The following is a 24,293-nucleotide window of genomic DNA, read 5'->3' as shown; positions in this document are numbered from 1 at the left end:
GCTCGTTTTTTTCGGGAAGGAGCGATAAACATGGATGAAGCCTTTCTCCGCGCAGAAATGCTCCTGGGCCGCCCTGCCATGGAAAAACTGGCAAGGAGCCATGTGGCCGTACTGGGGCTGGGCGGTGTAGGAAGCTGGTGCGCCGAGGCCCTGGCCCGCTCCGGGGTGGGCACACTCACCTTGGCAGATTGCGACGAGGTCAGCGTCACCAACCTGAACCGTCAGTTGGAGGCCACTGTGGAGACCGTGGGAAAGCCCAAGGCCCAGGCAATGGCAGAGCGGGTGCTCCTGGCAGCGCCGAACTGTAAGGCTTATCCACTTGTCTATCGTTACACGCCAGAAGATCGAGAGACTTTTTTTGCCGGAGATTACGACTACATTGTGGATGCTATCGACCTGGTCTCCTGCAAGCTGGATCTGATCCAGACGGCGCTGGAGCGGGGCGTGCCCATCGTCTCCGCTCTGGGCACAGGCAACAAGCTGGATCCCACCCGGTTTCAGATCACCGACATCTCCAAGACGATGGGCTGCCCTCTGGCCCGGGTGGTGCGCAAAGAGCTGCGCGCCCGGGGCATCCACCACCACCGCGTCCTCTGGTCACCGGAGGAGCCCAAAAATCCCGAAAGCCGGGAAGCGCCGCCTCCCGGCCGCCGCAGCGTCCCTGGCAGCGTGGCCTGGGTACCCTCCTGCGCCGGCCTCATGTTGGCGGGAGATGTGGTCGTGTCCCTCATCACCGAATAAAACTGCCCCTCCCTGCCAAAATAGGCCGGGAGGGGATTTTTTCGTGGAAAAAATGACGCTTCGCTCCGCCCTGGCCGGCGGCGCAGCCGGACTGGTCAACGGCTTTTTTGGCGGTGGCGGCGGGATGATACTGGTGCCCATGCTGGTGGACAAATGCGGTCTGGATCAGCGCAGGGCTTTTGCCACCTCGGTGGCCATCATCCTGCCCCTGTGCGCCTTGTCCTCCGCAATTTACCTGCTTCGGGGCGGGCTGGATGTAATGGCCGCGCTTCCCTATCTGGCAGGGGGCCTGGTGGGCGGCTTTGTGGGCGGTAAGCTTTTTCAAAACCTGAATATGGACTGGCTTCGCCGGGGATTTGCTCTGCTGATCCTCTACGGCGGCGTCAAGTCCCTTTTTTTCTGATGGGAGCCTGGCTCATTGCCGCTCTGGCAGGGGCGGCCACCGGCGTCCTCTCCGGCTTTGGCGTGGGAGGGGGCACCCTCCTTCTGATCTACATGACCGCCTTTGCCGGAGTGGATCAGCACATGGCCCAGGGGATCAACCTGCTCTACTTCCTCCCTACCGCGGCAACCGCCCTGCCCTGTCACATCAAAAACGGCTATATCGACAAAAGAACAGCCCTCCCCGCCATTCTTGCGGGACTGGCCGGAACGGCGGCTGCCGCTTGGGCGGCCACCGCCCTTGATGTCGGGCTTCTGCGCCGCTTTTTCGGGGGCTATCTTCTCTATATTGGCCTTCGGGAGCTTTTCCGAAAAAAACAGGGGTGAGAGAACTCACCCCTGTAGTCTTTTTCTGGTCAGATAGCCCTCCAAAATGAGGGTGGCGGCCACGGCGTCCACATTTTTCTTGTGGGCCTTCATCTTTTTGCCGCTCTCATGTAAAATGGCGTGGGCCTCAATGGTGGTGCGCCGTTCGTCCCAGAGCGTCACAGGAAGACCTGTGCGCTCCTCCACCAGAGCGGCGAAAGTCCGGTACAGCTCCGCCCTGGGGCCCTCAGAGCCGTCCATATTCCGCGGGAACCCCATCACCAGCTCCTCTACCCCGTGCGCCTTGGCAAGGGCCGCAAGCTGGTCGGCGACGCACTCCGGTCTGTGGCTTTGGATCACGGTGGTAAATCCCGCCAGAAGTCCGGTGGGATCGGATACGGCGACGCCTGTCCTGGCGTCGCCGTAGTCGATGGCCATAACGCGCATATCAGCTCAGGGTGCCGTCCAGAAGCTCGGCGTACACGTCGAAGGGCATGACGCCCACCTTCCGCTCCACTTCCGCTCCGTCCTTGAAGAGGATGACCGTGGGCACGCTCATAACGCCGTAGCGGGCGGCCAAGTCCGGGTTTTCGTCCACGTCCACCTTGCCGATGACCACGTCCTTGCCCTCGTACTCCTCCGCCAGCTGCTCGATGACGGGCCCCAGCATCTGGCAGGGGCCGCACCAGGTGGCCCAGAAATCCACCAGGACAGGGATGTCGGAATCACGGGCTCTGTCAAAGCCCTGGGTGTTAAAATGGATCAGTGCCATAGTAATTACCTGCCTTTCTTGCCCCTTAGTGTTTGTAAGGAAAAAGCAAATATTCTTTTTCAGATTATCGTATATGTCATCTCCATTGTCAAGACTTTTCTTTGCCGCCAAAGAATAGCCCCTTTTCAATTTAACGTTACATATCTTTACAAATAGAGGCAACACCTGTATTTTCAGGTGTTGCCTCTATTTGTTCGGTAGATGATCTCATCGCATATCTCAGCGTATCTTTCCATCCTTTTACCTGTAGCGGTAGTACGGAAAGTGGGAAAGGCGGGAGATGGAACGCCCATCCTTTCTTTGATTCAATCAGGATATGGCTAAAATGTTCCGGCAGAGCTTACATCGTCATATCGTAAATCCGCATGAGGGTGGCGATGGACTGCTCCCAGCTATAAGTTCCCTGGGGGCCGAACTGGTTATTGCCAAAACCGCCCATAATGCCGGCGGCCTGCATCTCTCCCACGGCCTCGCTGGCCCAGGGGGAGATGGAGCCATTGTCGTCAAAGGTGGGGGCAGCCTTGTCCAGATCGATGTCCAGCACCCCCGCCAGCCGGGAGAGGATGGCGGCGGCCTGCTCTCTTGTCAGCTGACCGTCGGGGTCAAATTTTTCATCTCCCACGCCGGTGATGACCCCCAGATAGGCCAGCTGGCGGACGTTCATGTCGTCCGTGTCGGTGAAAGAGGTGGGCAGGGAGTTCGGAAGCTGGCGATACTCCTCGGGCCGCAGCTTAAGATAAATCTCCATGGCCAGATTGCAGAAATCCTTCCGGGTGATGGGGGCGGCGTAGGAGGAGTCGGGTATCTTCCCGTTGACGCCGTGGTCGCCCCCGCTACCAAGACCCGGCATATCGCCGCCGGGGGAGAAGATGCCCAGGGAGTAGGCTCTGCCCACCGCGTCCCGGGCCCAGTCGGCGGGGGGCACGGCGCAGGAGGCGATGCTCACCAGGTAATGTTGTCTGTCCGTCACATCCTGGGCCAGAAGGGTAGTGTCATGGCCCACATAGTGGTAGCTGGAGCTGCTGCTAAACTGCTGTATCGCCAGAACGTAACCATGCTCGGGGACAAAGGGGACAATGTTCAGGGACAGATCCCCGCCGTAGGGCACGTCGATGTTCTCGTTGCCCCAGTATGTCGTGGCTCCGTCGGCGGAGGTGAAATACCCCGAGGGGCCCTGGGGGGACTCCAGCTGCACCAAGACGGACAGATTGCCCCCCTTCACCGGGGTGAGGGTGATGGGCACCACCTTCTCGTCCCGGTAGGACATGAGGTTGCCTCCCCCCTCCACCCGGTATTCGGAGGTCAGCACCAGTTCGGTATCATACCGGCCCGGGAGTTTGTTGTTCCCTGTGGTGCCCTTGACGATTTCGACCTGAGCCGTTTCACCGGGGGCCAGAGTCCACTGCTTCTCCTTCAGTTCAAGGCACTGTTGGACGCTCCGCTCAAAGGCCCCATGATTGGTCCCCTCGCTTGCCAGTTTGGCCTGCAGCTCTATCTCCACCTTGGCCCGGTTGGTGACAGAGACGGTCTCGATAACGGTGTCCTCCATCTCCACTGGGCCGAAGTCCACGCTCTCCCGGTCCAGCTCCATGGCCTCCTCACCGCCTATATAGCCGTCATAGACTATTTCAAAGTGGTAGGGCAGGGGGTAGTTGCCCCCCTCGAAGATGGGCTCGTCGTACCGGTTTCTGCCCACAGGCTCGTCGGAAGTGGCAAAGAAGAAGTCCAGCTCTCCGTCATACACCCCGGCAGGGAAACTGGTACTCTCCCGGTATCCGGTGTACGGGGTCACATTCACACTGGCCGAGGAGCCGGGCTTCAGCTCCAGAGCGTAGGTGCTGATGGGGATCACCAGATATTGGCGGATACTGTCCCAGCCCTCCCGGGGCACAGTGACGTTAAAGCGGTCGCCGCCTTTGGAACTGAAATCGTGGATATACCATAGGGTCTGGTCACTGGTGTTGGTAAAGGAGATGGTGAGGGTGGGGCAGTCCTCTTTCCTGTAGCCGTATTCCATTGTGCCGAAATCGGCCACCTCCATATCGTAGGTGATGGCGCCGGGATCCTCCGGGACTTGGCTCTTCCATTCGTAGAGCGGGGCGCCATCCGCCAGAGCGGCAACGGGCAGCAGGCCCAGACAAAGGATGAGGCCCAGCAGAAGGGATATGATTTTCTTTTTCATATGCTTTGCTCCTTACTTTCAAAGTTGCTCTCCGCAGGGAGAGGGAAAAGACACGTTTTTTTTGATTATATCAGAACCCTTTTGGGAAAACAATATGCCGGCTGCATAGTTGCGGGGAAATTTATGCAAAACCCCATGGAGCGGAAGAGCCGGATGTAGTAAATTCGTAGTAATTTGGATATCTCCCTGTCAGGAAATGCTTGGCTTTATATGACTAAGCGACCATTAACTTTGCTTTTGGCATCAAAAACTGCTACAATAGCAAAAAAGAACGTGAAAGGCGAGGGATCCCTATGGATGGCGCACTGGTAAGCATCATTGTTCCCGTATATAACGTCGCCCCTTATTTGGAACGGTGCCTGGACTCCATTCGGGCCCAGACCTACCCGAATTTAGAGGTGCTGCTGGTCAATGACGGCAGCGACGACGCCTCTGCCTATATCTGCCGCGCCTATGAGCGCGCCGACAGCCGTTTTCGGCTGATCGACAAATCCAATACCGGCGTCTCTGACAGTCGCAATAAAGCGTTGGATCAGGCCCAGGGCCGTTTTCTCCAATTCGCGGACGGAGATGATTGGCTCACCCCCGACGCCACCGAACGGTTTCTCCACGCAGCAGAGAGTACCGGCGGCGACCTGGTGGTGAGCCACTTCTACCGGGTGGCGGGCGAGCGAATGGTCAGCCGTGGGCACATCAGGGGCTCCGGTGTCCTCACCCGACGGGAGTATGCCGAGCAGATGATGAAGGCCCCGGCGAATTACTATTACGGCGTGCTGTGGAACAAATTTTACCGCCGCTATATTGTGGAGGCAGCCCGCCTCCGTTTTGACCCTCAGGCCAGTTGGGGCGAGGACTTCCTCTTTAATCTGGAATATATTGAGCGCACCCGCCTGGTCGCCCTTGTGGATGAGCCGCTTTACTATTACTTCAAGCGGGGCGGTAGCCTGGTCGGCAGCCAGGCCAACCTGCGCCGGACAGTGCGAATGAAGACCGATACCTTTGCCTATTACAAGAAACTCTATCAAAAGCTGGATCTCTACGATGAGCAGAAAGCGGGCATTTACCGTTACCTGCTCTCCGCCGCTATGGATGGGGCGGTGCCGCCGCTGGCGCCCAAGCTGGGAGATGACGAATAAAAAGACCGGAGCTTTTTACTCCGGTCTTTTTTCTTCATTTCTTAAAGTGCGGCCAGCTTTTCCCGGATGAGCCGCCCCATCTCTTTTGTACCGACGACCTTCTCCCCCGGCTTGGCGATGTCGGCAGTGCGCCAGCCTTCGGCAAGCACTGCGTCCACCGCCTGCTCAATGGCGTCCGCCTCTTCCCTGCGCTGGAAGGAATAACGGAACATCATAGCCGCCGACAGGATGGTGGCCATGGGGTTGGCCTTGTCCTGGCCCGCGATGTCGGGGGCGGAGCCGTGGATAGGCTCGTAAAGCCCGGGGGCCGTGTCTCCAATAGAGGCGGAGGGCAGCAGGCCGATAGAGCCGGTGACCATGCTGGCCTCATCGGAGAGGATGTCGCCGAACATATTCTCCGTGACCACCACATCAAACTGGCCGGGATCCCGGACAATCTGCATGGCACAGTTGTCCACCAGCACGTCCTCATACTGCACGTCAGGATACTCCTTGGCCAGACGGTGCATGACCTCCCGCCACAGCCGGGAGGTCTCCAGCACGTTGGCCTTGTCCACGCTGGACACCTTTCCACGGCGCAGCCGCGCCAGCTCGAAGGCCCGGCGGCCGATGCGCTCGATCTCCTTCTCGGAGTAAGCCATCAGATCGGTGGCTTCCACGCCCCGATCCTCCGTTTGATACCGGCCCCGTTTGCCAAAGTAGATGCCGCCGGTGAGCTCCCGCACCATCATCAGGTCGATGCCCTTCTCGGCGGTCTCCTTGCGCAGGGGGCTGGAGTCGGCCATGGCGGGACGAAGGGTGGCGGGGCGAAGGTTGGCATAGAGTCCCAAGTCCTTGCGGATGGCCAGCAGAGCGGTCTCCGGCCGCTGCTCGGCGGGCTTGTCCGGGCCCCATTTGGGCCCGCCCACAGCACCCAAAAGCACCGCATCACAGGCCCTGCATTTCTCTGCTGTGCCGTCCGGGTAGCTCTTCCCCACCGCGTCGGTGGCGCAGCCGCCCAGCAGTACGTCCATATATTCAACGGTATGGCCGTACTTTTTCGCCACAACATTGATGACCTCCACGGCCTCATTGACAACCTCGGGGCCGATCCCGTCGCCCCGGATGAGCGCGATTTTATACTGCATTTGCTCCATCTCCCAATTCAATGTAATAAGGACAAATATCCACATAACGGTTGCCATTGAGGCGGAACCCGCCAGGGATCACACCCAGCTGCCGGAAGCCCAGCCGCTCATACAGGCGGCGGGCCCGGAGGTTGGTGCACACCACGGCGTTGAACTGCAAAATGCGGAATCCCAGGGCTCGCCCCTGCGCGATGCAGTCCAGCACCAGCTTCTCCCCGATGTGTGCTCCGCGGCGCTTGGAATCTACAGCATAGCTGGCGTTGCAGATATGTCCGCACCGGCCCACATTGTTGGGATGCAAAATGTAAAGGCCAAGCACTTCACTGTCGGCTTCCGCCACGCCGCACCAGCTCTGCTGGGCAAAAAACTCGGCGGCGTCAGTCTCGGTGAGGGGCGCTTCCTGAGGAAAGGCCACCCCCTCCGCCACCACCTGGTTCCAAATATCGGCCATGGCAGGCACATCTGCGGCCCTGTAGCCTCGAACTGTAATTTCCATTATTTCGCCGCGCCCCTGGCCTTCAAAGACTTGAGCAGTCCTCCGCTTTGGACAATATTCTCGATAAACTCCGGGAGGGGAGCGGCCTGCCAGGTCTTCCCCTGGGTCTCGTCAGAAATGACCCCGGTGGAGAAGTCAACGCACACCGTGTCCCCGGTCTGGATATCTTCCGCAGCCTTGGGACACTCCAGGATGGGCAGACCGATGTTGATGGCGTTGCGATAGAAAATGCGGGCGTAGCTCTTGGCAATGACGCACTTCACCCCGCTGGCCTTAATGGCCAGGGGAGCGTGCTCACGGGAGGAGCCGCAGCCAAAGTTGGCGCCGCCCACCATGATGTCCCCCTGCTCCACCGTCCCGGCAAAATCTTTGTCGATGTCCTCCATACAGTGAGAGGCCAGGGCCTTGGGATCCGGATCGTTCAAATGCCGGGCGGGGATGATCACATCGGTATCCACATTGTCGCCATATTTATAAATCTTCATGCCTTTACACCTCCATCAAATCTTGCCGGGATCGGCCACGCACCCGGCGATGGCGGATGCGGCCGCCACGGCGGGAGAGGTCAGGATGACCTCGGAGCTGGTGTCTCCCATCCGGCCCACAAAGTTCCGGTTGGTGGTGGATACGCACCGCTCTCCGGCGGCCATGACCCCCATGTGGCCGCCCAGACAGGGGCCGCAGGTGGGGGTGGAGACAGCGCAGCCAGCGGTGATAAAGGTCTCCAGATAGCCTGCCTTCATGGCGTCCATATAGATCTGCTGGGTGGCGGGGATGACGATACAGCGGATCCCCTGCGCCACCTGCCTGCCCTTCAAAATGGAGGCCGCCTCCGCCAAGTCCTTCAGCCGTCCGTTGGTGCAGGAGCCAATGACCACCTGCTGGACAGGCATACCCGCCACCTCGTCCACCGTCTTGGTGTTGGAGGGCAGATGGGGCAGGGACACGGTGGGCCGCAGGGTGGACAGGTCGATGACCACTTCCCTTTCGTAGACCGCGTCCCCGTCAGGTTCAACAGCCTCCCAAGGCCGGGATACACGGCCGTTCAGATACGCCCTGGTCTTGTCGTCCACGGGGAAAATGCCATTCTTGGCGCCGGCCTCGATGGCCATGTTGGAGATGGTGAACCGGTCGTCCATGGAGAGCTCCCCGACCCCTTCCCCGGCAAACTCCAGGGACTTGTAGAGGGCTCCGTCCACCCCGATCATACCGATGAGATGGAGGATCACATCCTTGCCGGAGACATAGGGCTGGAGCTTTCCCTTCAAAGTCACCCGGATGGCGGCGGGCACCTTGAACCAGGAAAGGCCCGTGGCCATGCCGGCGGCCATGTCAGTGGAACCCACTCCCGTGGAGAAGGCTCCCAGCGCTCCGTAAGTACAAGTGTGGGAGTCCGCGCCGATAATGGCCTCGCCGGGGGCGCACAGGCCCTTTTCCGGCAGCAGGGCGTGCTCGATGCCCACCTGGCCCACATCGTAGAAATGGGTAATGGCGTACTTTTTGGCGAAATCTCTGGACTGGGCGCACAGCTGGGCGGACTTGATGTCCTTGCAGGGGGTGGAGTGATCCAGGACAATGGCGATCTTGTCCTTATCAAAGACCTGGGTCAGCCCCGCCTTCTCAAATTCGGTGATGGCGACCGGCGTGGTGATGTCGTTGCCAAGCACCAGATCCAGCTTGGCCTCGATAAGCTGACCGGCCTTTACCTCCGCCAGCCCGGCGTGCTTTGCCAAAATCTTTTGGGTCATGGTCATTCCCATGTGAAGTCCCTCCTCTGAAGCTTGATTGATCTCAGTATGACAGAGTCCTTGCCAAAAGAATGTAAACTGTGATACAATCTCGTGAAAGGAGGCGGCAGAATCATGGAATCGAAGCAGATTTTGGCCCTTTTGGCCCAGGGGCAATCGCCCCGCCGTTACGATCCGGGGCAGTTTATCTATTTACAAAATACAGTCCCCGCGGAGTTCTATTTTCTGGAGAGTGGGACGGCTCGAAGCTTCATCAGCTCCCCGGAGGGGACGGAGCGTCTGCTGACCCTCCACCATGCCGGAGACCTGATGGGCGAGGCGTCCTTTTTCGATCAGTCTCCCCGGGTCTCCTCCGCCATAGCGGTGACGGAATGTCAGGTCATCTCAGTGGATGGCCCGCGGCTGGAGCACATCCTCCGGACACATCCGGAGCTTGCCCTTCCCCTGCTGCGCTATCTGGCCCGAACGGTGCGCCTTCTCTCCAGCCATGTGGACGACATCTCCTTCCGTTCCGCAGACCGTCGTTTGGCGGGAACCCTGCTGCGCCAGGCGGGCTCCGGTGCGCAGCTGCGCACTACCCATGAGGAGCTGGGCACCGCCGTGGGGGCCAGCCGGGTGACGGTGAGCCGTGTCCTTTCCCGCTTTGCCGCCCGGGGCTGGATCGGAACAGGCTACGGCGCCATCCGTATTTTAGACCGTCCCGCCCTGGAAGACTTTGCCCAGGGCAAGGAAGAACTGTAAGAAATTTGTAAGAGCCCTGTCAAGTTGTTTGACAGAATGAGCTGTTATACTTGCCCTGGTTCAAGGAGGTCACTTATGAGCGAAAAGATCTTAGTGGTGGACGACGACAAAGAGATCGTCGGCGCAATCGCCCTGCTGCTGGAGGCAGAGGGGTATGAGGTCATGCGGGCCTACGACGGCATGGAGGCTCTGGATAAGGCGGTGGCTCCCGACCTGCGGCTCATCCTCATGGACGTGATGATGCCGCGCCTGGACGGCCTGTCCGCAGTCCTCCGTATTCGGGAGCGCCGGAACCTGCCGATCATCGTTCTCTCCGCCAAGAGCGAGGACACCGACAAGGTACTGGGCCTTTCTATGGGGGCGGACGACTATGTAGCCAAGCCCTTCCATCCCCAGGAGCTGGTGGCCCGGGTAAAGAGCCACCTGCGCCGCTATACCCGCCTGGGGGACGTAAACGCCGCCCAGAGCGCCCGTTTTGAGACGGGCCGCCTTTCCTATGATTCGGAAAGCCGCGTTCTCCGGGCCGACGGGGAGGCGGTAAAGCTCACCGCCACTGAGACGAAGATCATAGATCTGCTCATGCGTAATTTGGGCCGCATCTTTCCCGCCGAGGAGATCTACCGCCGTGTTTGGGATGAGGAGACTGCCTACGCCCCGGAAAATACGGTAATGGTACACATACGGCGGATCCGGGAGAAGATCGAGCTCAATCCCAAGGAACCAGAATACTTGAAGGTGGTGTGGGGCATTGGATACAAAATGGAAAAAATCTAAAGCAATTCTGGGCTTTGCCGGTTTTGCCCTGGGGGTGAGCTTGGTGCTCTCCTCTCTGCTGCCCATCGCGGGGAATCTCTTCAGCGAGGGTGGGCGGGACAGGCTGGAAAGCGCCCTCCAGTCCGATTTTCAGGAGACGGAAGCCTTCCGCTCCTACCTGTCAGAGATGATGAACCGCTTTATCGCCATGGGGGCGGGCGGGCCGTTGAACGGGTACTATTACGACTATTATGACGTATACGCCGAGGACACCTTTCTGATCGAGAAGGAAGCCACCGCTGTCATCCAGCAGGATGATGTATGGTATTTTGACGGCTACCCCGTCAGCGACTACCAGCCCACCGAGAGCGACCGGGAGAGGTGGAAGAAGGAGGCGGAGGCTTGGAACAAGATCCTTCAGGAGGACCGGAATCTCCTCTACTCCATCTCCCGGGATGGGAAAGTCCTTTACAGCAATACGGAAGATATCTCCCAGTATCCCGCCCAGGGGTATGGCTTTCTCCTCTCCTTCGACGGCAGCAAGTGCTCCGCCATAAAGAACGGCTCCCCCGTTGACCTTTATGGGGATGGCGTATACCAGGAGGATGGACAGCATTGGTATTTGCCAGGGTACAGTAACTTTCGGGCCGATGAGGAGGCCCGGGGCGTGACTGTCTCCATCGCCGTGGCTGACGAGCCAGCCCTCTATATCAAGGGCAATTATAGCTCCCAGGGGAACCAGTGGCGGTGTAACCGGCTCTATTACCTGGAGAAGAACTGGCGGGAGCGCCGGCAAAACCTGGTGGTCTATGGTGCTATACAGGCGGGGATCGGGATCTGCCTGCTGGCGGTCTGGCTTCTGCTGCGCCGGGACAAGCCTCTGGCAGACCGGGCCATCGCCCGCTTTACAGGACATATCTGGTTCGAGGTCAAGCTCCTGCTGCTCCTAGGGGCGCTGGCCGTGGCCCTGTTTCCCCTGACGGAGGAAATGCGTTATCTGGTGCAGGAGGTGAGCTATGCCGGGATCTGGGAGGAGGCGGTAGCCTATCAGTACCCCTGGTTCCTGCGCTCCTATCTCAATGAGATTCTGGCGCGGCCGTGGACGGTCCTGCTGGTCTTCTGGAGCGGCTGGCTGTTTGTCAACGACCTGCGCTATGGGGACAAGCCCTGGCGGCATGGCATCTGTGGGATGCTGACGGCCCGGGGGCTGAAACTGCCCATCCAGAGACGGCTGAGCCGATTGGCGGGGTTGATGGCCCTGACCGCCGTGGGTCTCTGCGCCGTCACTTTGAACCTTCTGGTCTACTATCTCTCCTTCGGCTCTCTTCGTCTGGATGTGGTGTGGCTGTTTTTGCTTCCGCCTTCTCTTCTTTTGATCGCCACGGTCCTATACTCCGCCCGGCTGCGGAGGCTTTGGGGCGATCTGGGCTCTCTCACCGAACAGATCAGAGCTGTAAAGGATGGAAGCCTGACATCCTCCCTCCCCCTGCCTGAGGACGGCGACCTGCGGCGCTCCATGGAGGAGCTGGGCGACATCCAGCAGGGCATGGCCCGTGCGGTGGAGGAGCAGACCCGCAGCGAGCGGATGAAGGTGGAGCTGGTCACCAACGTGTCCCACGATCTCAAGACCCCCCTCACCTCCATCATCAGCTACGCCGAACTTTTGAAGCAGGAGAAGCTGGAGCCTCCCGCCGGGGAATATGTGGACATCCTGGCCCAGAAGGCGGAGCGGCTGCGGAGCATGGTGCTGGACGTGTTCGAGGTGAGCAAGGCCGCCTCGGGAGATCTGCCGGTAAAGCTGGAGGCGCTGGATCTTGCCAAACTGCTGCGGCAGACCACCGCCGACATGGCCCAGGCTATCGAGGCCGCTCCCGTCACTCTGCGGGAGAACCTGCCGGAGGAGCCGGTGACCATCGTGGCCGACGGCGACCGGCTCTACCGGGTGTTCCAGAACCTGCTTCAAAACGCCCTGAAATACGCCCTGGAGGGCTCCCGGGTCTATCTGACTCTCACCCAGGCGGCGGGAAAAGCGGTGGTGTCGGTGAAGAACACCTCCAAGACCGAGTTGCCTGAGGGCGTTGACTTTACCGCCCGGTTCGTCCGGGGCGACGAGAGCCGCACCGACGGCGGCAGCGGCTTGGGGCTGGCCATTGCGGAGAGCTTCACCGCCGCCTGCGGCGGTGTTCTGCGGGTGGAGCCGGTGGCCGACCTCTTTGTGGTCACGGCAGAATTTCCCCTTGCCGGGGATCACGGGGGCCTCCCGGCGGTCATGGATGCGGAATTCACAGAATAAACGTTCCCTGCGGGGCGGAGGAAATCCTCCGCCCCGCTTTTTCTGAAAAGTAAGGATTGCTTTCATAGACAAAATCCACTATAATACCAATTTGTTGGGTCAAAAAGCCCATGAAAGGAGGCGGCCTGTCCGTGAATCACAAATCTACCCGGCGCTTTTCCTGCTGGCACAATCCCCGGTTCCCCCGCAGGCCGCCCCCGGCCTCGTCCTTTTTCCTCTATGTACATTTTTAACTGGAAAGGACGAAAATTAGAATGAATTGGTTTATTCTTACCCTGATCGCGATTCTTTTCTGGAGCGGCTCCGACCTTTTTTCCAAGATGGGCTCCAAGAGCGACGATCCTTATAGCCACTGGAAGATGGTCATGGCCGTAGGCGGTGTCATGGGCATCCACGCCATCGTCATGATCGCCACCGGCACCCCATTCTCCCCCGTGGATATCATCACCTATCTCCCCGCCTCCTTCTGCTACATCCTGTCCATGATCCTGGGCTATGTGGGCCTTCGGTATATCGAGCTGTCTGTCTCTTCCCCTGTGTGTAACTCCTCCGGGGCCGTGGCCGCGCTGCTGTGCTTCTTTTTCCTGGGTGAGACCATGTCCGCCATTCAGCTTCTGGGCGTGGTTTTGGTCTGCGTCGGCGTCTTTGCCCTGTCCGTCATCGAAAAGCGCAAGGACGACGCCCAGCGGATGCTGGAGGGCGTTGCAGCGGACAGAAAGCATACTCACAGCATCATCGCCATTACCTTCCCCCTGCTCTACTGCCTCATTGACGGCCTGGGTACCTTTGTGGACGCCATGCTCCTGTTGGATGAGGAGGCCGGCACGGGGGTCATTGCCGAGGCCCAGGCCAATATCGCCTATGAGCTGACGTTCCTGCTCATGGCCGTCTTTGCCTTCGTCTATGTGGTTTTCATCCGCAAGGGGAAATTTGAGGTTCCCAGAGAGCGGCCTAAGCTCATTGCCGCCCTGTGTGAGACCGCGGGCCAGTTTGCCTACATCTATGCCATCGGGGCCAACGCCATCGTGGCCGCCCCCATGATATCCTCTTATTGTGTGGCCTCCCTGCTGTGGAGCCGCCTCTTCCTAAAGGAGAAGCTGACCCGGGCCCAATACGCCGTGATCGCCGTGGCGGCGGTGGGCATCGTTATCCTGGGTCAGGAGTGAGAATAGAAAGCGCAGAAAAGAGCCTGAAAACCTCGGTTTTCAGGCTCTTTTTATTTACAAAATGATGCAGATCAAGCCGCCGGAGCCCTCGTTGATCACTCTTTGCAGTGTCTCCCGCAGTTTGTCTCTGGCGTCCTCTGGCATCCGCTTGAGCTTGGTGTTCAGATCCTCACTCACCAGGTCGTGGAAAGATTTCCCGAAGATATTGGACTCCCAGATGCGGGCCGTGTCCCCCTCGAATTCCTGCAGGAGATAGCCCACCATCTCCTCGGACTGTTTCTCACTGCCCATGAGGGGCGAGACCTCCGTTTCGATATCTGCCCGGATCATGTGGATGCTGGGGGCGCTGGCCTTCAGCCGTACGCCGTACCGGCCGCCCTGCTTGACGATCTCCGGCTCCTCCAGGCGAAGCTCTTCCGCTCCAGGGGCGACGATGCCGTAGCCCGTCTCCCGCACCTGGGCGATGGCGTCAGCGACCTTGTCATACTCCCGCTTCACCCCGGCCAGCTCTGTAAGCAGGCTCATCAGATCGCCGTCGTCGGCGATGGCGAAGCCGGACTGGGCGGAAATGGTATCGTAGAAGAGCCCACGGGGCAGCTCCAGGCTTGCCATGGCCCGGCCGGAGCCCAGGTCGATGGAGGTCACCCGGGCACTGCTTACCGTCTCACAGGCGCCGATGGCGGCCATAGAGCTCTCCACGTCCCGCACCCGGCGCAGGGTTCCGGCCCCCTCCCGAATGGCGGCGTAGAGCTCGCTTTTGATGGGGTGGTCATAGGGCAGGGCGTCGATCCAGGGCGGCAGGAAGAGATCCATCTCCTTGACCGGGAACTCGTAGAGTACGGAGCGGATAATGGCGGTCACATCCTCCTCACCCAGCTCCAGGCAGTTGCAGCGGATACAACTTACGTCGTAACGGTCGCTGATGTCGGCCTGGATGGCCTTGGCCCGGTCGGAGTCGGGATAGGCGGAATTGAGAAGCACCAGGAAAGGCTTGCCCAGGGCCTTGAGCTCCCCGATGACCCGGCTCTCCGCCTCCAGGTAATCCTCTCTGGGAATATCGGTGATGGTGCCGTCGGTGGTGACGACCACGCCGATGGTGGAGTGCTCGGCAATGACCTTTCGGGTGCCTGCTTCGGCTGCCTCAGTCATAGAGACCGGGTGATCGAACCATGGAGTAGTGACCATCCGGGGCGCGTCGTCCTCGGTTTGACCCGCCGCGCCGGGCACCATATAGCCCACACAGTCGATGAGGCGCACGGAGAAGGACGCTCCGTCGCTCATGTCCACCCGTACCGCCTCCTCGGGAACGAACTTGGGCTCAGCAGTCATCACCGTCCGGCCGGAACCGGACTGGGGCAGTTCGTCGCGGGCCCGCTCCCGGCGGTAGACGTTCTCTATGTTGGGGATCACCAGGGTCTCCATGAAGCGCTTAATAAAGGTGGATTTCCCCGTTCGGACAGGGCCCACCACCCCGATATAGATGTCGCCCCCGGTGCGCTGGGCAATGTCGTCATAAAGCTTGTTGTCTTCCATCTTCCTCTCCCCCTTTACCTTCTCCTGGGAATGAGCAGCAGGCGGCCCGCGGCGGCGTGCTCACCCTCCAGCTCATTGGCGCTGATGATGTCCCCAATGGTGGTGCCGTAGGCCTTAGCCACGTCCCAAAGCCGCTCGCCGCCCTCCAGCATCCGAAGCACGAGAGAGGGCTGCTCTCCGTCACACTCCGGGGCCTCTCCCGGCCGAAGGTCGGAAAGACTGGTGAGCTGCCGCCGGGAAAGGGCGCAGAAGCGGAAGTCCAGGCTGAGCCGGGCCTCGATGCCGCCCATGGCGGCGGAGACATACACATCTCCCACGACCTCGCATTGGCAGAAGCACAATGTGTCCTCAGGCAGCTCCAGGGCACAGGGCACGGTCACGGGATGATTGGCAGAGCAGAGCTCCCCGTCCTCCCCCAGATAGAGCACCTGGATCTCCACCTGGGCGCTGAGGATGAGCTTCTCCCCTTCTCTGGCCCGCTCCACGGCGCCGACGGCGGCCCGGCAGTCCACCACCTCACGCATGGGGGCGACAGCCTCCCAGACCTCGCGGACATTCTGGGTGCGAACGCCCCGGTCGAGGCGGCCCTCCACCGCGCAGCTGGTCCACTCCGCCATGAGGTGCTCCTTGGTGCTGTAGGCATCGGAGAGCACTTCCACCACCCGCAGCTCCCGCACCACGGCCTGTGCCAAGATCTCCATGTTCACAGTTACCAGTCTCTCTTCGCCGCCATTGTTCAGCGCACAGTCGATCCCCGCAAGGGCCAGCGTCAGCTCACATTCGGCGTCCTCCCCCACTCCGGAGACCTCCATGATCTGGGAGAAGGGCAGCTCCGCCGAAGCGGTATAGAGTCCGTCATCCTCGCCGCGGTAAAGCAGGGAGAGATTGGCGCTGCCCTTGAAAATGAGCTTGTTGCCGATGATCTTGGCATCCCCGCGGCTGAGGCACACCCGGCTCTTCAAGAGCTCCGCCGGGGCAGATTTGCTTACAGAGAGCGTGACCTCGTCGCTGCAGGAGAAGGGCTTTTCCTGCACACAGGCGGTAAGATAAACCTCTTGCGTTTCAGTGAGCTGTTCCACGCCAAGCGTTTCGGCCTCCAGCACCCGGCCGCAGATGGCATCGCTCCGGGGGGAGAATACGGTGATGTCGATAACGGCCTCCGCCCGTACCAGCACCTTTCTGGGATTTATGGCCCGGGTGTCTCCCCGGCAAAGCCGGGCGCAGGCTACCACACAGCAGCCGGGGGTGATGTCCTTGTGTTCCGCGGCACAGGTAAAGGGGATGGTTACATCCAGATGCCGCAGGCCGCTCTCCCCGTCGGGAACATAGAGGACAGACACCTTGAAAGCGCCTGACAGCTCCGCCCGGCCATCCATGGCCTCCCGCCGGCTGAGCAGCACCTTCCCGTCGGTGTCCACCACCCGGAGAATATCGGGGCAGGCATCCGGTACGATCATTTCCAATGTCTCCTCCCTGGGGAGGGCAGTGTCCAGCACCGCGTCAAAGCCGTAGAGCTGGATCCGATCCAATTCCAATTCCATAAGCGTATTCCACTCCTTGCACAGGCTTCCCGCCTCTTTCTTCTGTGCATCTATATGAACAAGGGGTGGAAGGTATGTCTCATTTCAAATGGAACAACCGGCGCAAAATGCCCCGCAGGGCCTTGGGGGACTTCACCACGACGATCCTCATGCCTTTCCACCCCCTTCCAGCAGGGCCTTGATGGTATCCTGGCCCTTGTAGCCCACCGCAAGGCCAATGCCCAGAGTGACTACGCTGGCCGGGGCCAGCAGTATCGCAATACCGCCGGTGCAGGCCGCCGCCAAAGCCAGGTCGCGCTTCATTTCCGCAGACAGCATAAAAGCCGCCTCCTTCCGTTGCTGAGATACCTCAGTATACGAAAGAAGACGGCCTGTGGTGCGTTTTTGATTTATTTTCGCTGCCATTCCGGTACAGAACGGGCCTGCTGGTAGAGGCGGACATAGCTGTCATGGCGGCTCTGGGCGATCTTGCCCTCGCGCAGGGCCGCCAGCACGGCGCAGCCCTTCTCCTTCACGTGCGCACAGTCCAGAAACTGACAGTTGTCCAAATAGGGAAGGAATTCCCGAAAGGCGTATTGCAGCTCCTCCGGGGGACAGTCCGCCCCCTCCTCAAAGGAGGAAAATCCCGGCGTGTCGGCCACCACCGCCTCATTCTTCAGCCGGAAAAGCTCCACATGCCGGGTGGTGTGCCGGCCCCGGCCCAGCTTCTCGCTGACCTGCCCTACCGGGCGGACAACGTCCGGCTCCAACCGGTTCAAAATGCTGGACTTCCCCACACCGGAGTTGCCCGTAAAGGCGCAGACCTTTCCGGCGATCAGGTCGGAGAGAGCTTGGATGCCCTCCCCTGTCTCCGCGCTGACCCGGAGGGTCGGGAACCCGGCCTCCCGGTAGGTCTCATATAAGGTTTGGGGCTGCTCCAGATCCCACTTGTTGAAACAGATAACGCTCTCGCACTTCCGCCGCTCCGCCATGGCCACCACCCGGTCGATAAGGAAGGGGTCTGTGACCGGGATGGCGCCGGAGCAGATGATCACCAGCGTGTCGATGTTGGCCACCGCGGGGCGGTGAAATTCATTTTTTCGGGGCAGAACGGCGTCTATAGTGCCGGCGCCGTCAGGCAGAAGGGAGACGGAGACCCGGTCACCCACCAACGGCGTGAGCTTTTCGTGGCGAAACTTTCCCCTGGCCCGGCAGGTGACGCTCTCTCCGCCGCAGTCTACATAGTAGAAGCCGGACAGGGCCTTATGAATGATACCCTCCATCAGCTGGTGAAGTCTTCGATATAGCTCTTGACCTGTACGTCGTCGATAAAGACCAGGATCTCCTGAAGCCCGGTGCCCTCCACATTGAAGCGGTATACCCGCATCCGGGTATCTACTGGATCGTTGCGCTGCTCCACACCGCCCACAGTGACCCGGACAGTGACGCTCTCCCGGTCGTTGGGCAGATCCACTGTGCCGCTCTTGGTGCGGGGCCTGTCAGAGGCGGGCGTGGATGTGGGCTGCGGCTCGGCGGACTCGGTGGCCTCCGGCGGCTTCGTGATGTCGGGGCCGGTGCTCACCTGAAGGTTGATTACAGTACCCTCGGGAATGGAGGTGTTGAGGGGAACGCTCTGGTAACAGACCAGGCCCTCAGCGTATTCTTCGCTGGATACGGGCTTTACCTCGCCGACGCGCAGATTCAGCTTGGTGATGGCCTCGGTAGCGTCGGTCAGCGTCATACGGGTAACGTCGATCATGGGCACCTGCTTCACGTCGGGGCCAAGGCTCACCACCAATGTGACGGTATCCCCTTCCGCCGCCTCGACATTGGCCTCAGGGCTTTGGGAAATAATGTTGTCCTTGGTGATCTGGCTGGAGTGCGCCTCCTCAAAGGTCACCTCCAAGCCCGCGGCTCTGAGGATAGACTCGGCCACACGGCGATCCTTGTTAAAAACATCGGGTACGGTAAGACCGCCGTTGCCGGAGCTGATGGTTACGGTAATGGTCTTATTGCCCACCTTCACCTGCTCTCCGGCGGCGGGGCTTTGGCTGACGATGCGTCCGGCGGGCACAGTGTCGCTGACGATATACTGGCCCTCCTCCACGGTAAAGCCAAGCTCGGTCACGGCGGGAAGGGCCTGCGCCTCCTCCAGGGTGTAGACGCCGGTGACCAGGTCGGGCACCTCAAAGGTCTCGCCGGCGGTAAACATACCGCTGAAAACCGTGTTCCAGAGGAAAGCGCCCACGCCCACCAGACACAAAAGTGCGGCCACGATGACCACCAAAACCCGCTTTCCGCCGCCATCGTCCTCATCGTACTCCTCCTCCACCGGCTCTGGGCGGGAACGGCGGCGGGGAGCTGACTCCTCCCGGGCGGGCTGGGGCTTAGCCCCCTCAGCGGAGACAGGCTGGACAGGACGGGTGGGCTCATCCTCCCCCACCAGCAGATCGGCGTCTGTATAGTCGAAGCTGATGTTGGGATTTTTACGGAACTCCTCCAGATCGGCCAACATATCGTTGGCGGAGGTGTAACGCTTGTCAATGTTGGAGGCCATAGCCTTCATGGTGATCTCCTCCAGCGCCTCCGGGATGGAGGGATCCAGTTCCCGGGGCGACAGGGGGATGGAATTGATGTGCTGGATGGCCACCGCCACCGGAGAATCCCCCTCATAGGGCAGGCGGCCGGTGAGCATCTCGTAGAGCACCACGCCGGCAGAATAGATGTCGCTGCGGGCGTCCACCCGGCTTCCCCGGGCCTGCTCAGGAGAGATATAGTGTACAGAGCCCAGCGCCTCCTGGGTCATGGTGTTCTGGGCGGCGGACATGAGCCGGGCAATGCCGAAATCGGCCACCTTTACGCTGCCATCCCGCAAAACCATGATGTTGTGGGGCTTGATGTCCCGGTGAATGATACCCCGGCCGTGGGCGTGAGACAGGGCCTTCATAATTTGGCTGATAAAATGGAGGGATTCCTTCCAGGAGAGCTTCCCGCCCCGCTTCTGCATGTACTGCTTAAGGGTGATGCCCTCAATGAGCTCCATGACGATATAGTCCAGCTCAGGCTGGCGGGATACGTCGTAGACAGAGACGATATTGGGGTGGGAGAGCATGGCAACGGCTTGGGACTCCTCGTGGAATCGGTGGCGGAACTCCTCGTCCTGGGCAAGATCCTCCTTGAGGATCTTGACCGCCACAAAGCGGTTGAGCCAGTGACACTTGGCCTTATACACCACGGCCATGCCGCCGGAGCCGATACGCTCCAGGATCTCATATCGATTGTCGAGGAATTTCCCTATGTACTGATCCATAGTTCGTTCCCTCCCTTATACCATTTGGATGAGGACGGCGGTCACATTGTCCGGAGCCCCTCTGGATAGTGCGATGTCCAGCATGCGCTGACAGCAGGTTTCCGGTTCGCCGCCGTGGATGATCTCATAAAGCAGCTCCTGATCGTTGAGTACGTTGGAAAGTCCGTCGGTACACAGCAGGAGGAATTCTCCGGATTGCAGAACGACCTCATAGAGATCGGTGCGGGCCGCGCTCTCGGATCCCAAACACCGGGTGATGAGATTCTTCTGGGGGTGGAGGCGGGCCTCCTCAGGCGTGATCTCTCCACGGTGTACCAGATCCTCTACCACCGAATGGTCGCGGGTCACCTTGGCGATGCCCTCCTCGCAGACGTGATACGCCCGGCTGTCGCCGATGTTCAGTACCGTGATATGTCCGTCTGGGAAAGCCACCGCGGAAACCATGGTGGTGCCCATACCCAGGCACTCCGGTTCCAAGGCCGCCTTGCAGAAGATGGCGTCGTTCGCTACGGAGGCAGCTTGCGTGAGGGCTTCTCCCGGCGAGGCGGCAAGCGCCTCGGTGGTAAGGGACTCCAAGTGCTCGGAGGCCGTCTCCACCGCCAGAGAACTGGCCACATTGCCGGCCCGGGCGCCGCCCATCCCGTCGCAGACCACCGCCGTTACCAGGCCGTCTCCGGCGGGCTTTAAGTAATAGGAATCCTGATTTTGAGCGCGTACCGCGCCCACGTCTGTGATGCCCCAAAAGCGTATTGTCATTTTGTTTCCTCCATGCGCTTGCGCCTGAGCTGGCCGCAGGATGCGTCGATGTCTCCGCCCAGCTTCCGCCGGACGGTGGCGGTGACCCCCTGCCGTTCCAATTTTTCTTGAAATTCCCGGATCCGGCGGCTGGGCTGAAAGGGGCTCTCCGCCACCTCGTTGAGAGGGATCAGATTCACATGTCCCGGCGTTCCCTTCAAATGCTTCACCAAAAGATCGGCCTGCCAGTCGGAATCGTTCACCCCGTCGATCATGGCGTACTCATAGGAGATCCGCCGCCCGGTGACGTCGAAATACCGGCGGCAGCTTTCAAAAAGCCGTTCCACACCCACGCTGCGGTTCACAGGCATGAGCTTTGACCGGGTCTCGTCGTCAGGGGCGTGAAGGGAGACTGATAAAGTCAATTGTAACCGAAGATCGGCCAGTTTGTCAATCTGCTCCACCAGCCCGCAGGTGGACAGCGAGATATGGCGCATCCCGATGTTGAGCCCGTCAGGATGGTTCACCAGCTCCAGAAAACGCAGGACGGTATCAAAATTATCCAAGGGCTCGCCAATGCCCATAAGAACGATATTGGAAACAGGAAAGCCGGAGTCGAGCTGGGTGAAGAGCACCTGATCGAGCATCTCGGCGGGCGTCAGATCCCGTACCTTGCCGCCGATGGTGGAAGCGCAGAAGGCGCAGCCCATGCGGCAGCCCACCTGGGAGGAGATACACACAGTATTCCCGTGATGGTAGCGCATCAAAACGGTTTCCACACAGTTTCCGTCAGAGAGCCGCCAGAGGTATTTTATGGTGCCGTCCAACCGGGAGACCTGCTTGCGCTCCACTTTGGGAACGGCAAGAGAGCAGGTCTGAGACAGCTTCTCCCGCAGGGGCTTGGAAAGATTGGTCATTTCATCGAAGGAGGCCGCGCCCCGGTGGAGCCATTGAAAGACCTGCTTGGAGCGAAAACCGGGTTCACCCAGCTGGGCCATAAGGCCGGTCAGCTCCTCCGGCGTCATAGATTTGATATCCCGCAAGGGTCTCCCCCCTATCTTCGGTGAAGTTTGGCGATAAAGAACCCGTCCGTCCCGTGGCGGTGGGGCCACAGGGTCACCATGCCTTCGACAGTCCCGACAGGGCCGGGCAAGGTGAAGGGCTCTAATGTAAAGCCGGGCTCCCGCTCCAGAAACCACTCCACCACCGCTTCATTTTCCCTGTGTAGAAGCGTACAGGTGGCATATAAAAGGGTTCCCCCCGGCTTGACGTACCGGGCCACGTTAGAAAGGATGTCCCTCTGAACTTGGGGCAGGCCCTCCAAGGGCTCCGGCGCTTTATAACGGATATCCGGCTTTTTGCGGATGATGCCCAACCCCGAACAGGGTACGTCGGCAATGACCAGGTCGAAACGGCGCTCCAAGGCGGGATCGAAGCGCTTGGCGTCCATGACCGCGGCGGTGATGGAGCTGATGCCCAGCCGCTGTGCCCCCTGCCGGATCAGGCGTTGTTTGTGTGGATGGATATCACAGGAAAGGATATTTGCTTTACAGTTAGTGGAAATGGCGGCGGCAAAGGATTTGCCCCCGGGGGCGGCGCAGGCGTCCAAAATCTCCATTCCCGGCGCCGCGCCAGAGGCCAGCACTGCCAGCCTGGCGGCGGCATCCTGCACGTAGAACCGTCCCTCCCGAAAGGCGGGCAGCTCCTCCAGATTCCCCATGCCCTCCAGCTCCAAGCAGTTGGGCAGCCAGGGATGGGACTTCGCCGTATGCCCAGTCGCCTCCAATTCCTGAACCAGGGCCTCTTGGGTGGTCTTCAGGGTGTTCACCTGGGCTTGGATGAGGGGCTGCGCGTTGTCGGCGGACAGTAGCGCCTCCACTTCCTCCATAGAAAGTGTATGGGAAAACTCCTTTACAAGCCACTCGGGGTGGCTGTAACGGACGGACAACTCCTCCGGCTGGGGAAGGCCCTCGCCTCTTACCCGGTCAAAGGCCCGGAGGACGGCGTTTACCAGTGCGGCGGAGCGGGGATTGCGGGAATATTTCTTTGTCAGCGCCACCGATTCATTGACGGCGGCATGGGGAGGGATCCGATCCAGGAAGAGCATCTGGTAGATGCCCAGCCGCAGACAGTTCCATACAGCGGGTTCCAGTTTTTTCAAGGGCGTTGCGGACAGCCGCTCGATGTGCCAGTCCAGCAGAAGCCTGTTTTGGAGCACGCCAAAGGCCAGGTGGGTGCACAGAGCTGCGTCCCGGCCGGTCAGCCCCGCCTTGCGGATGGCGTTGCGAAGATAGCCGTCAGACCAGGCCCCCTGCCGCTCCCCTGCCAGCAGGCATTGAAGGGCCACCTCACGAGCAGAAGCGCCCATCAGAGAGGCTTCCCCACTTCCAGGGGATGCCCCCGGAGATAGTCGGCGGAGGCCATCCGTTTGCCGCCGTCGGGCTGGAGCTCCATGATGCGCAGAGCGTCCTGGCCGCAGGCGACCAGCAGGCCCGCTTTTCCGCTCTCCAGCACCGTGCCGGGCGCTCCTTTCCCCGCCTCCACCTTGGTGGACAGGATCTTGCAGCGCACACCGCCCACCTGTGCGGCGGCGGAAGGCCAGGGGAAAAGACCCCGCACCTGGTCGTGGAGGGCCTGGGCGGTTTTGGTGAAGTCCATAGGAGACAGCTCTTTTGACAGCATGGGGGCCAGCGTGACCTGGGCCTCGTCCTGGGGCGTCCGGGCGGCGGCGCCGGCTTCCAGGGCGGCCACCGCCGCCACCAGCAGCTCGCCGCCCAGCGCGGCCAGCCGGGCGGTGAGGGCCGGCGCGGTCTCCTCCGGCCCGATAGGGGTCGTTACCTGGGAAATGATATCTCCCGCGTCCAGGGCGGCGGCCATGTGCATAATGGTGACTCCCGTCTCCTTGTCGCCGTTGAGGATCGCCCAGTTGATGGGGGCCGCGCCCCGGTACTTGGGCAGCAAGGAGGAGTGGACATTGATACAGCCCATAGCCGGCTGATCCAGGATATCCTGAGGCAGGATGCGGCCATAGGCCGCCACCACAATGAGATCTGGCGCCAACTCCCGAATCTGAGCCAGGGCCGTGCCGTCCCGCAGCTTTGTGGGCTGAAAGACGGGGATACCGTGGGCCAGGGCGCACTCCTTCACCGGAGGCGGCTGGAGCTTGTTCTGGTGCCGCCCCACGGGCTTGTCCGGCTGGCAGAATACGCCGCAGACATCATGTCCCGCGGCAATGAGGGCCTCCAGAGAGGGTACGGCGAACTCCGGTGTGCCCATAAACAGGATCCGCATGA

Annotated in this window: 24 protein-coding genes; 8 read left to right on the top strand and 16 right to left on the bottom strand. The window is 60.5% G+C overall.

The window, feature by feature from the left end; translation table 11 throughout:
• Positions 1-30 precede the first annotated feature (30 nt).
• From NFR87_RS03800 to NFR87_RS03790, 3 genes are read left to right on the top strand one after another with little or no spacing between them, the layout of a single operon-like run.
• Positions 31-741 (top strand): tRNA threonylcarbamoyladenosine dehydratase, encoded by a 711-nt coding sequence (locus NFR87_RS03800; protein ID WP_251446595.1) that lies wholly within the window; start codon positions 31-33, stop codon positions 739-741.
• 52 nt (positions 742-793) lie between these two features.
• The gene (locus tag NFR87_RS03795; RefSeq protein WP_251446669.1) at positions 794-1,144 is read left to right on the top strand and encodes a sulfite exporter TauE/SafE family protein; all 351 of its coding nucleotides are present in this window, start codon (positions 794-796) and stop codon (positions 1,142-1,144) included.
• On the top strand, positions 1,144-1,509 hold the full coding sequence (locus tag NFR87_RS03790) for a sulfite exporter TauE/SafE family protein (protein ID WP_251446590.1): 366 nt from the start codon (positions 1,144-1,146) through the stop codon (positions 1,507-1,509). Before NFR87_RS03795 ends, NFR87_RS03790 begins: the two co-directional genes overlap by 1 nt.
• A 6-nt stretch (positions 1,510-1,515) precedes the next feature.
• Here NFR87_RS03790 and ruvX read toward each other — a convergent pair whose 3' ends face one another.
• The 3 genes from ruvX to NFR87_RS03775 form a co-directional block, all read right to left on the bottom strand.
• Entirely contained in the window at positions 1,516-1,935 is a 420-nt protein-coding gene (gene ruvX / locus NFR87_RS03785; protein ID WP_251446587.1) for a Holliday junction resolvase RuvX, read from the bottom strand.
• Between the two features lies 1 nt (position 1,936).
• Positions 1,937-2,260, bottom strand: coding sequence for a thioredoxin (trxA, locus tag NFR87_RS03780; RefSeq protein WP_251446585.1), 324 nt, complete (start codon positions 2,258-2,260; stop codon positions 1,937-1,939).
• A 340-nt stretch (positions 2,261-2,600) separates the two neighbouring features.
• The gene (locus NFR87_RS03775) at positions 2,601-4,442 is read right to left on the bottom strand and encodes an S-layer homology domain-containing protein (RefSeq protein WP_251446582.1); all 1,842 of its coding nucleotides are present in this window, start codon (positions 4,440-4,442) and stop codon (positions 2,601-2,603) included.
• Positions 4,443-4,735: 293 nt separating this feature from the next.
• Here NFR87_RS03775 and NFR87_RS03770 point away from each other — a divergent pair, with 293 nt between their 5' ends.
• Complete coding sequence (locus NFR87_RS03770; RefSeq protein WP_251446579.1) at positions 4,736-5,578, top strand: glycosyltransferase family 2 protein; 843 nt, start codon at positions 4,736-4,738, stop codon at positions 5,576-5,578.
• 41 nt (positions 5,579-5,619) lie between these two features.
• Here the strand turns inward: NFR87_RS03770 and leuB are convergent, their stop codons facing one another.
• From leuB to leuC, 4 genes are read right to left on the bottom strand one after another with little or no spacing between them, the layout of a single operon-like run.
• On the bottom strand, positions 5,620-6,705 hold the full coding sequence (gene leuB, locus NFR87_RS03765) for a 3-isopropylmalate dehydrogenase (RefSeq protein ID WP_251446576.1): 1,086 nt from the start codon (positions 6,703-6,705) through the stop codon (positions 5,620-5,622).
• A complete protein-coding gene (locus NFR87_RS03760; RefSeq protein WP_251446573.1) occupies positions 6,695-7,201 on the bottom strand; it encodes a GNAT family N-acetyltransferase in 507 nt (168 codons plus the stop codon). The genes leuB and NFR87_RS03760 overlap by 11 nt, the downstream gene beginning before the upstream one ends.
• Complete coding sequence (locus NFR87_RS03755) at positions 7,201-7,686, bottom strand: 3-isopropylmalate dehydratase small subunit (protein WP_251446570.1); 486 nt, start codon at positions 7,684-7,686, stop codon at positions 7,201-7,203. Before NFR87_RS03755 ends, NFR87_RS03760 begins: the two co-directional genes overlap by 1 nt.
• Positions 7,687-7,701: 15 nt before the next feature.
• On the bottom strand, positions 7,702-8,961 hold the full coding sequence (gene leuC, locus NFR87_RS03750; RefSeq protein ID WP_251446567.1) for a 3-isopropylmalate dehydratase large subunit: 1,260 nt from the start codon (positions 8,959-8,961) through the stop codon (positions 7,702-7,704).
• A 102-nt stretch (positions 8,962-9,063) separates the two neighbouring features.
• On the opposite strand from leuC, the gene NFR87_RS03745 reads away from it, so the two are divergent.
• From NFR87_RS03745 to NFR87_RS03730, 4 genes are all read left to right on the top strand, one after another.
• Complete coding sequence (locus NFR87_RS03745; protein ID WP_251446564.1) at positions 9,064-9,690, top strand: Crp/Fnr family transcriptional regulator; 627 nt, start codon at positions 9,064-9,066, stop codon at positions 9,688-9,690.
• A gap of 75 nt (positions 9,691-9,765) precedes the next feature.
• The gene (locus NFR87_RS03740) at positions 9,766-10,464 is read left to right on the top strand and encodes a response regulator transcription factor (protein WP_251446561.1); all 699 of its coding nucleotides are present in this window, start codon (positions 9,766-9,768) and stop codon (positions 10,462-10,464) included.
• Positions 10,439-12,736 carry a sensor histidine kinase gene (locus NFR87_RS03735; RefSeq protein ID WP_251446558.1) on the top strand — a complete coding sequence of 766 codons (2,298 nt, stop codon included), beginning with the start codon at positions 10,439-10,441 and terminating at the stop codon, positions 12,734-12,736. Before NFR87_RS03740 ends, NFR87_RS03735 begins: the two co-directional genes overlap by 26 nt.
• Positions 12,737-12,990: 254 nt before the next feature.
• Positions 12,991-13,902: an EamA family transporter gene (locus NFR87_RS03730; RefSeq protein WP_251446555.1), complete on the top strand. Its 912-nt coding sequence runs from the start codon at positions 12,991-12,993 to the stop codon at positions 13,900-13,902.
• 54 nt (positions 13,903-13,956) lie between these two features.
• Here NFR87_RS03730 and spoIVA read toward each other — a convergent pair whose 3' ends face one another.
• The 9 genes from spoIVA to fmt all read right to left on the bottom strand — a co-directional run bounded on the left by spoIVA (position 13,957) and on the right by fmt (position 24,291).
• The gene (spoIVA, locus tag NFR87_RS03725; RefSeq protein WP_251446552.1) at positions 13,957-15,435 is read right to left on the bottom strand and encodes a stage IV sporulation protein A; all 1,479 of its coding nucleotides are present in this window, start codon (positions 15,433-15,435) and stop codon (positions 13,957-13,959) included.
• Between the two features lie 14 nt (positions 15,436-15,449).
• Complete coding sequence (locus tag NFR87_RS03720) at positions 15,450-16,976, bottom strand: DUF3794 and LysM peptidoglycan-binding domain-containing protein (RefSeq protein ID WP_251446549.1); 1,527 nt, start codon at positions 16,974-16,976, stop codon at positions 15,450-15,452.
• 147 nt (positions 16,977-17,123) lie between these two features.
• Positions 17,124-17,294 (bottom strand): hypothetical protein, encoded by a 171-nt coding sequence (locus tag NFR87_RS03715; protein WP_251446546.1) that lies wholly within the window; start codon positions 17,292-17,294, stop codon positions 17,124-17,126.
• A 71-nt stretch (positions 17,295-17,365) separates the two neighbouring features.
• Positions 17,366-18,238, bottom strand: coding sequence for a ribosome small subunit-dependent GTPase A (gene rsgA, locus NFR87_RS03710; RefSeq protein ID WP_251446543.1), 873 nt, complete (start codon positions 18,236-18,238; stop codon positions 17,366-17,368).
• Positions 18,238-20,265, bottom strand: a complete 2,028-nt coding sequence (gene pknB / locus NFR87_RS03705; protein ID WP_251446539.1) for a Stk1 family PASTA domain-containing Ser/Thr kinase — start codon at positions 20,263-20,265, stop codon at positions 18,238-18,240. The genes rsgA and pknB overlap by 1 nt, the downstream gene beginning before the upstream one ends.
• A 15-nt stretch (positions 20,266-20,280) precedes the next feature.
• A complete protein-coding gene (locus NFR87_RS03700; RefSeq protein WP_251446536.1) occupies positions 20,281-21,021 on the bottom strand; it encodes a Stp1/IreP family PP2C-type Ser/Thr phosphatase in 741 nt (246 codons plus the stop codon).
• On the bottom strand, positions 21,018-22,043 hold the full coding sequence (rlmN, locus tag NFR87_RS03695; RefSeq protein ID WP_479266840.1) for a dual-specificity RNA methyltransferase RlmN: 1,026 nt from the start codon (positions 22,041-22,043) through the stop codon (positions 21,018-21,020). Before rlmN ends, NFR87_RS03700 begins: the two co-directional genes overlap by 4 nt.
• Before the next feature lie 11 nt (positions 22,044-22,054).
• Positions 22,055-23,368 (bottom strand): 16S rRNA (cytosine(967)-C(5))-methyltransferase RsmB, encoded by a 1,314-nt coding sequence (gene rsmB, locus NFR87_RS03690; RefSeq protein ID WP_251446533.1) that lies wholly within the window; start codon positions 23,366-23,368, stop codon positions 22,055-22,057.
• Positions 23,368-24,291, bottom strand: a complete 924-nt coding sequence (gene fmt / locus NFR87_RS03685) for a methionyl-tRNA formyltransferase (protein WP_251446531.1) — start codon at positions 24,289-24,291, stop codon at positions 23,368-23,370. Before fmt ends, rsmB begins: the two co-directional genes overlap by 1 nt.
• Positions 24,292-24,293: the final 2 nt, after the last annotated feature.

It is taken from the genome of Vermiculatibacterium agrestimuris, from assembly GCF_943193085.1.
GTDB classification, from domain to species: Bacteria; Bacillota; Clostridia; order Oscillospirales; family Oscillospiraceae; genus Vermiculatibacterium; species Vermiculatibacterium agrestimuris.
Note: the sequence above shows the minus strand (reverse complement) of the source record. Positions and strands in the feature narration are given on the sequence as shown.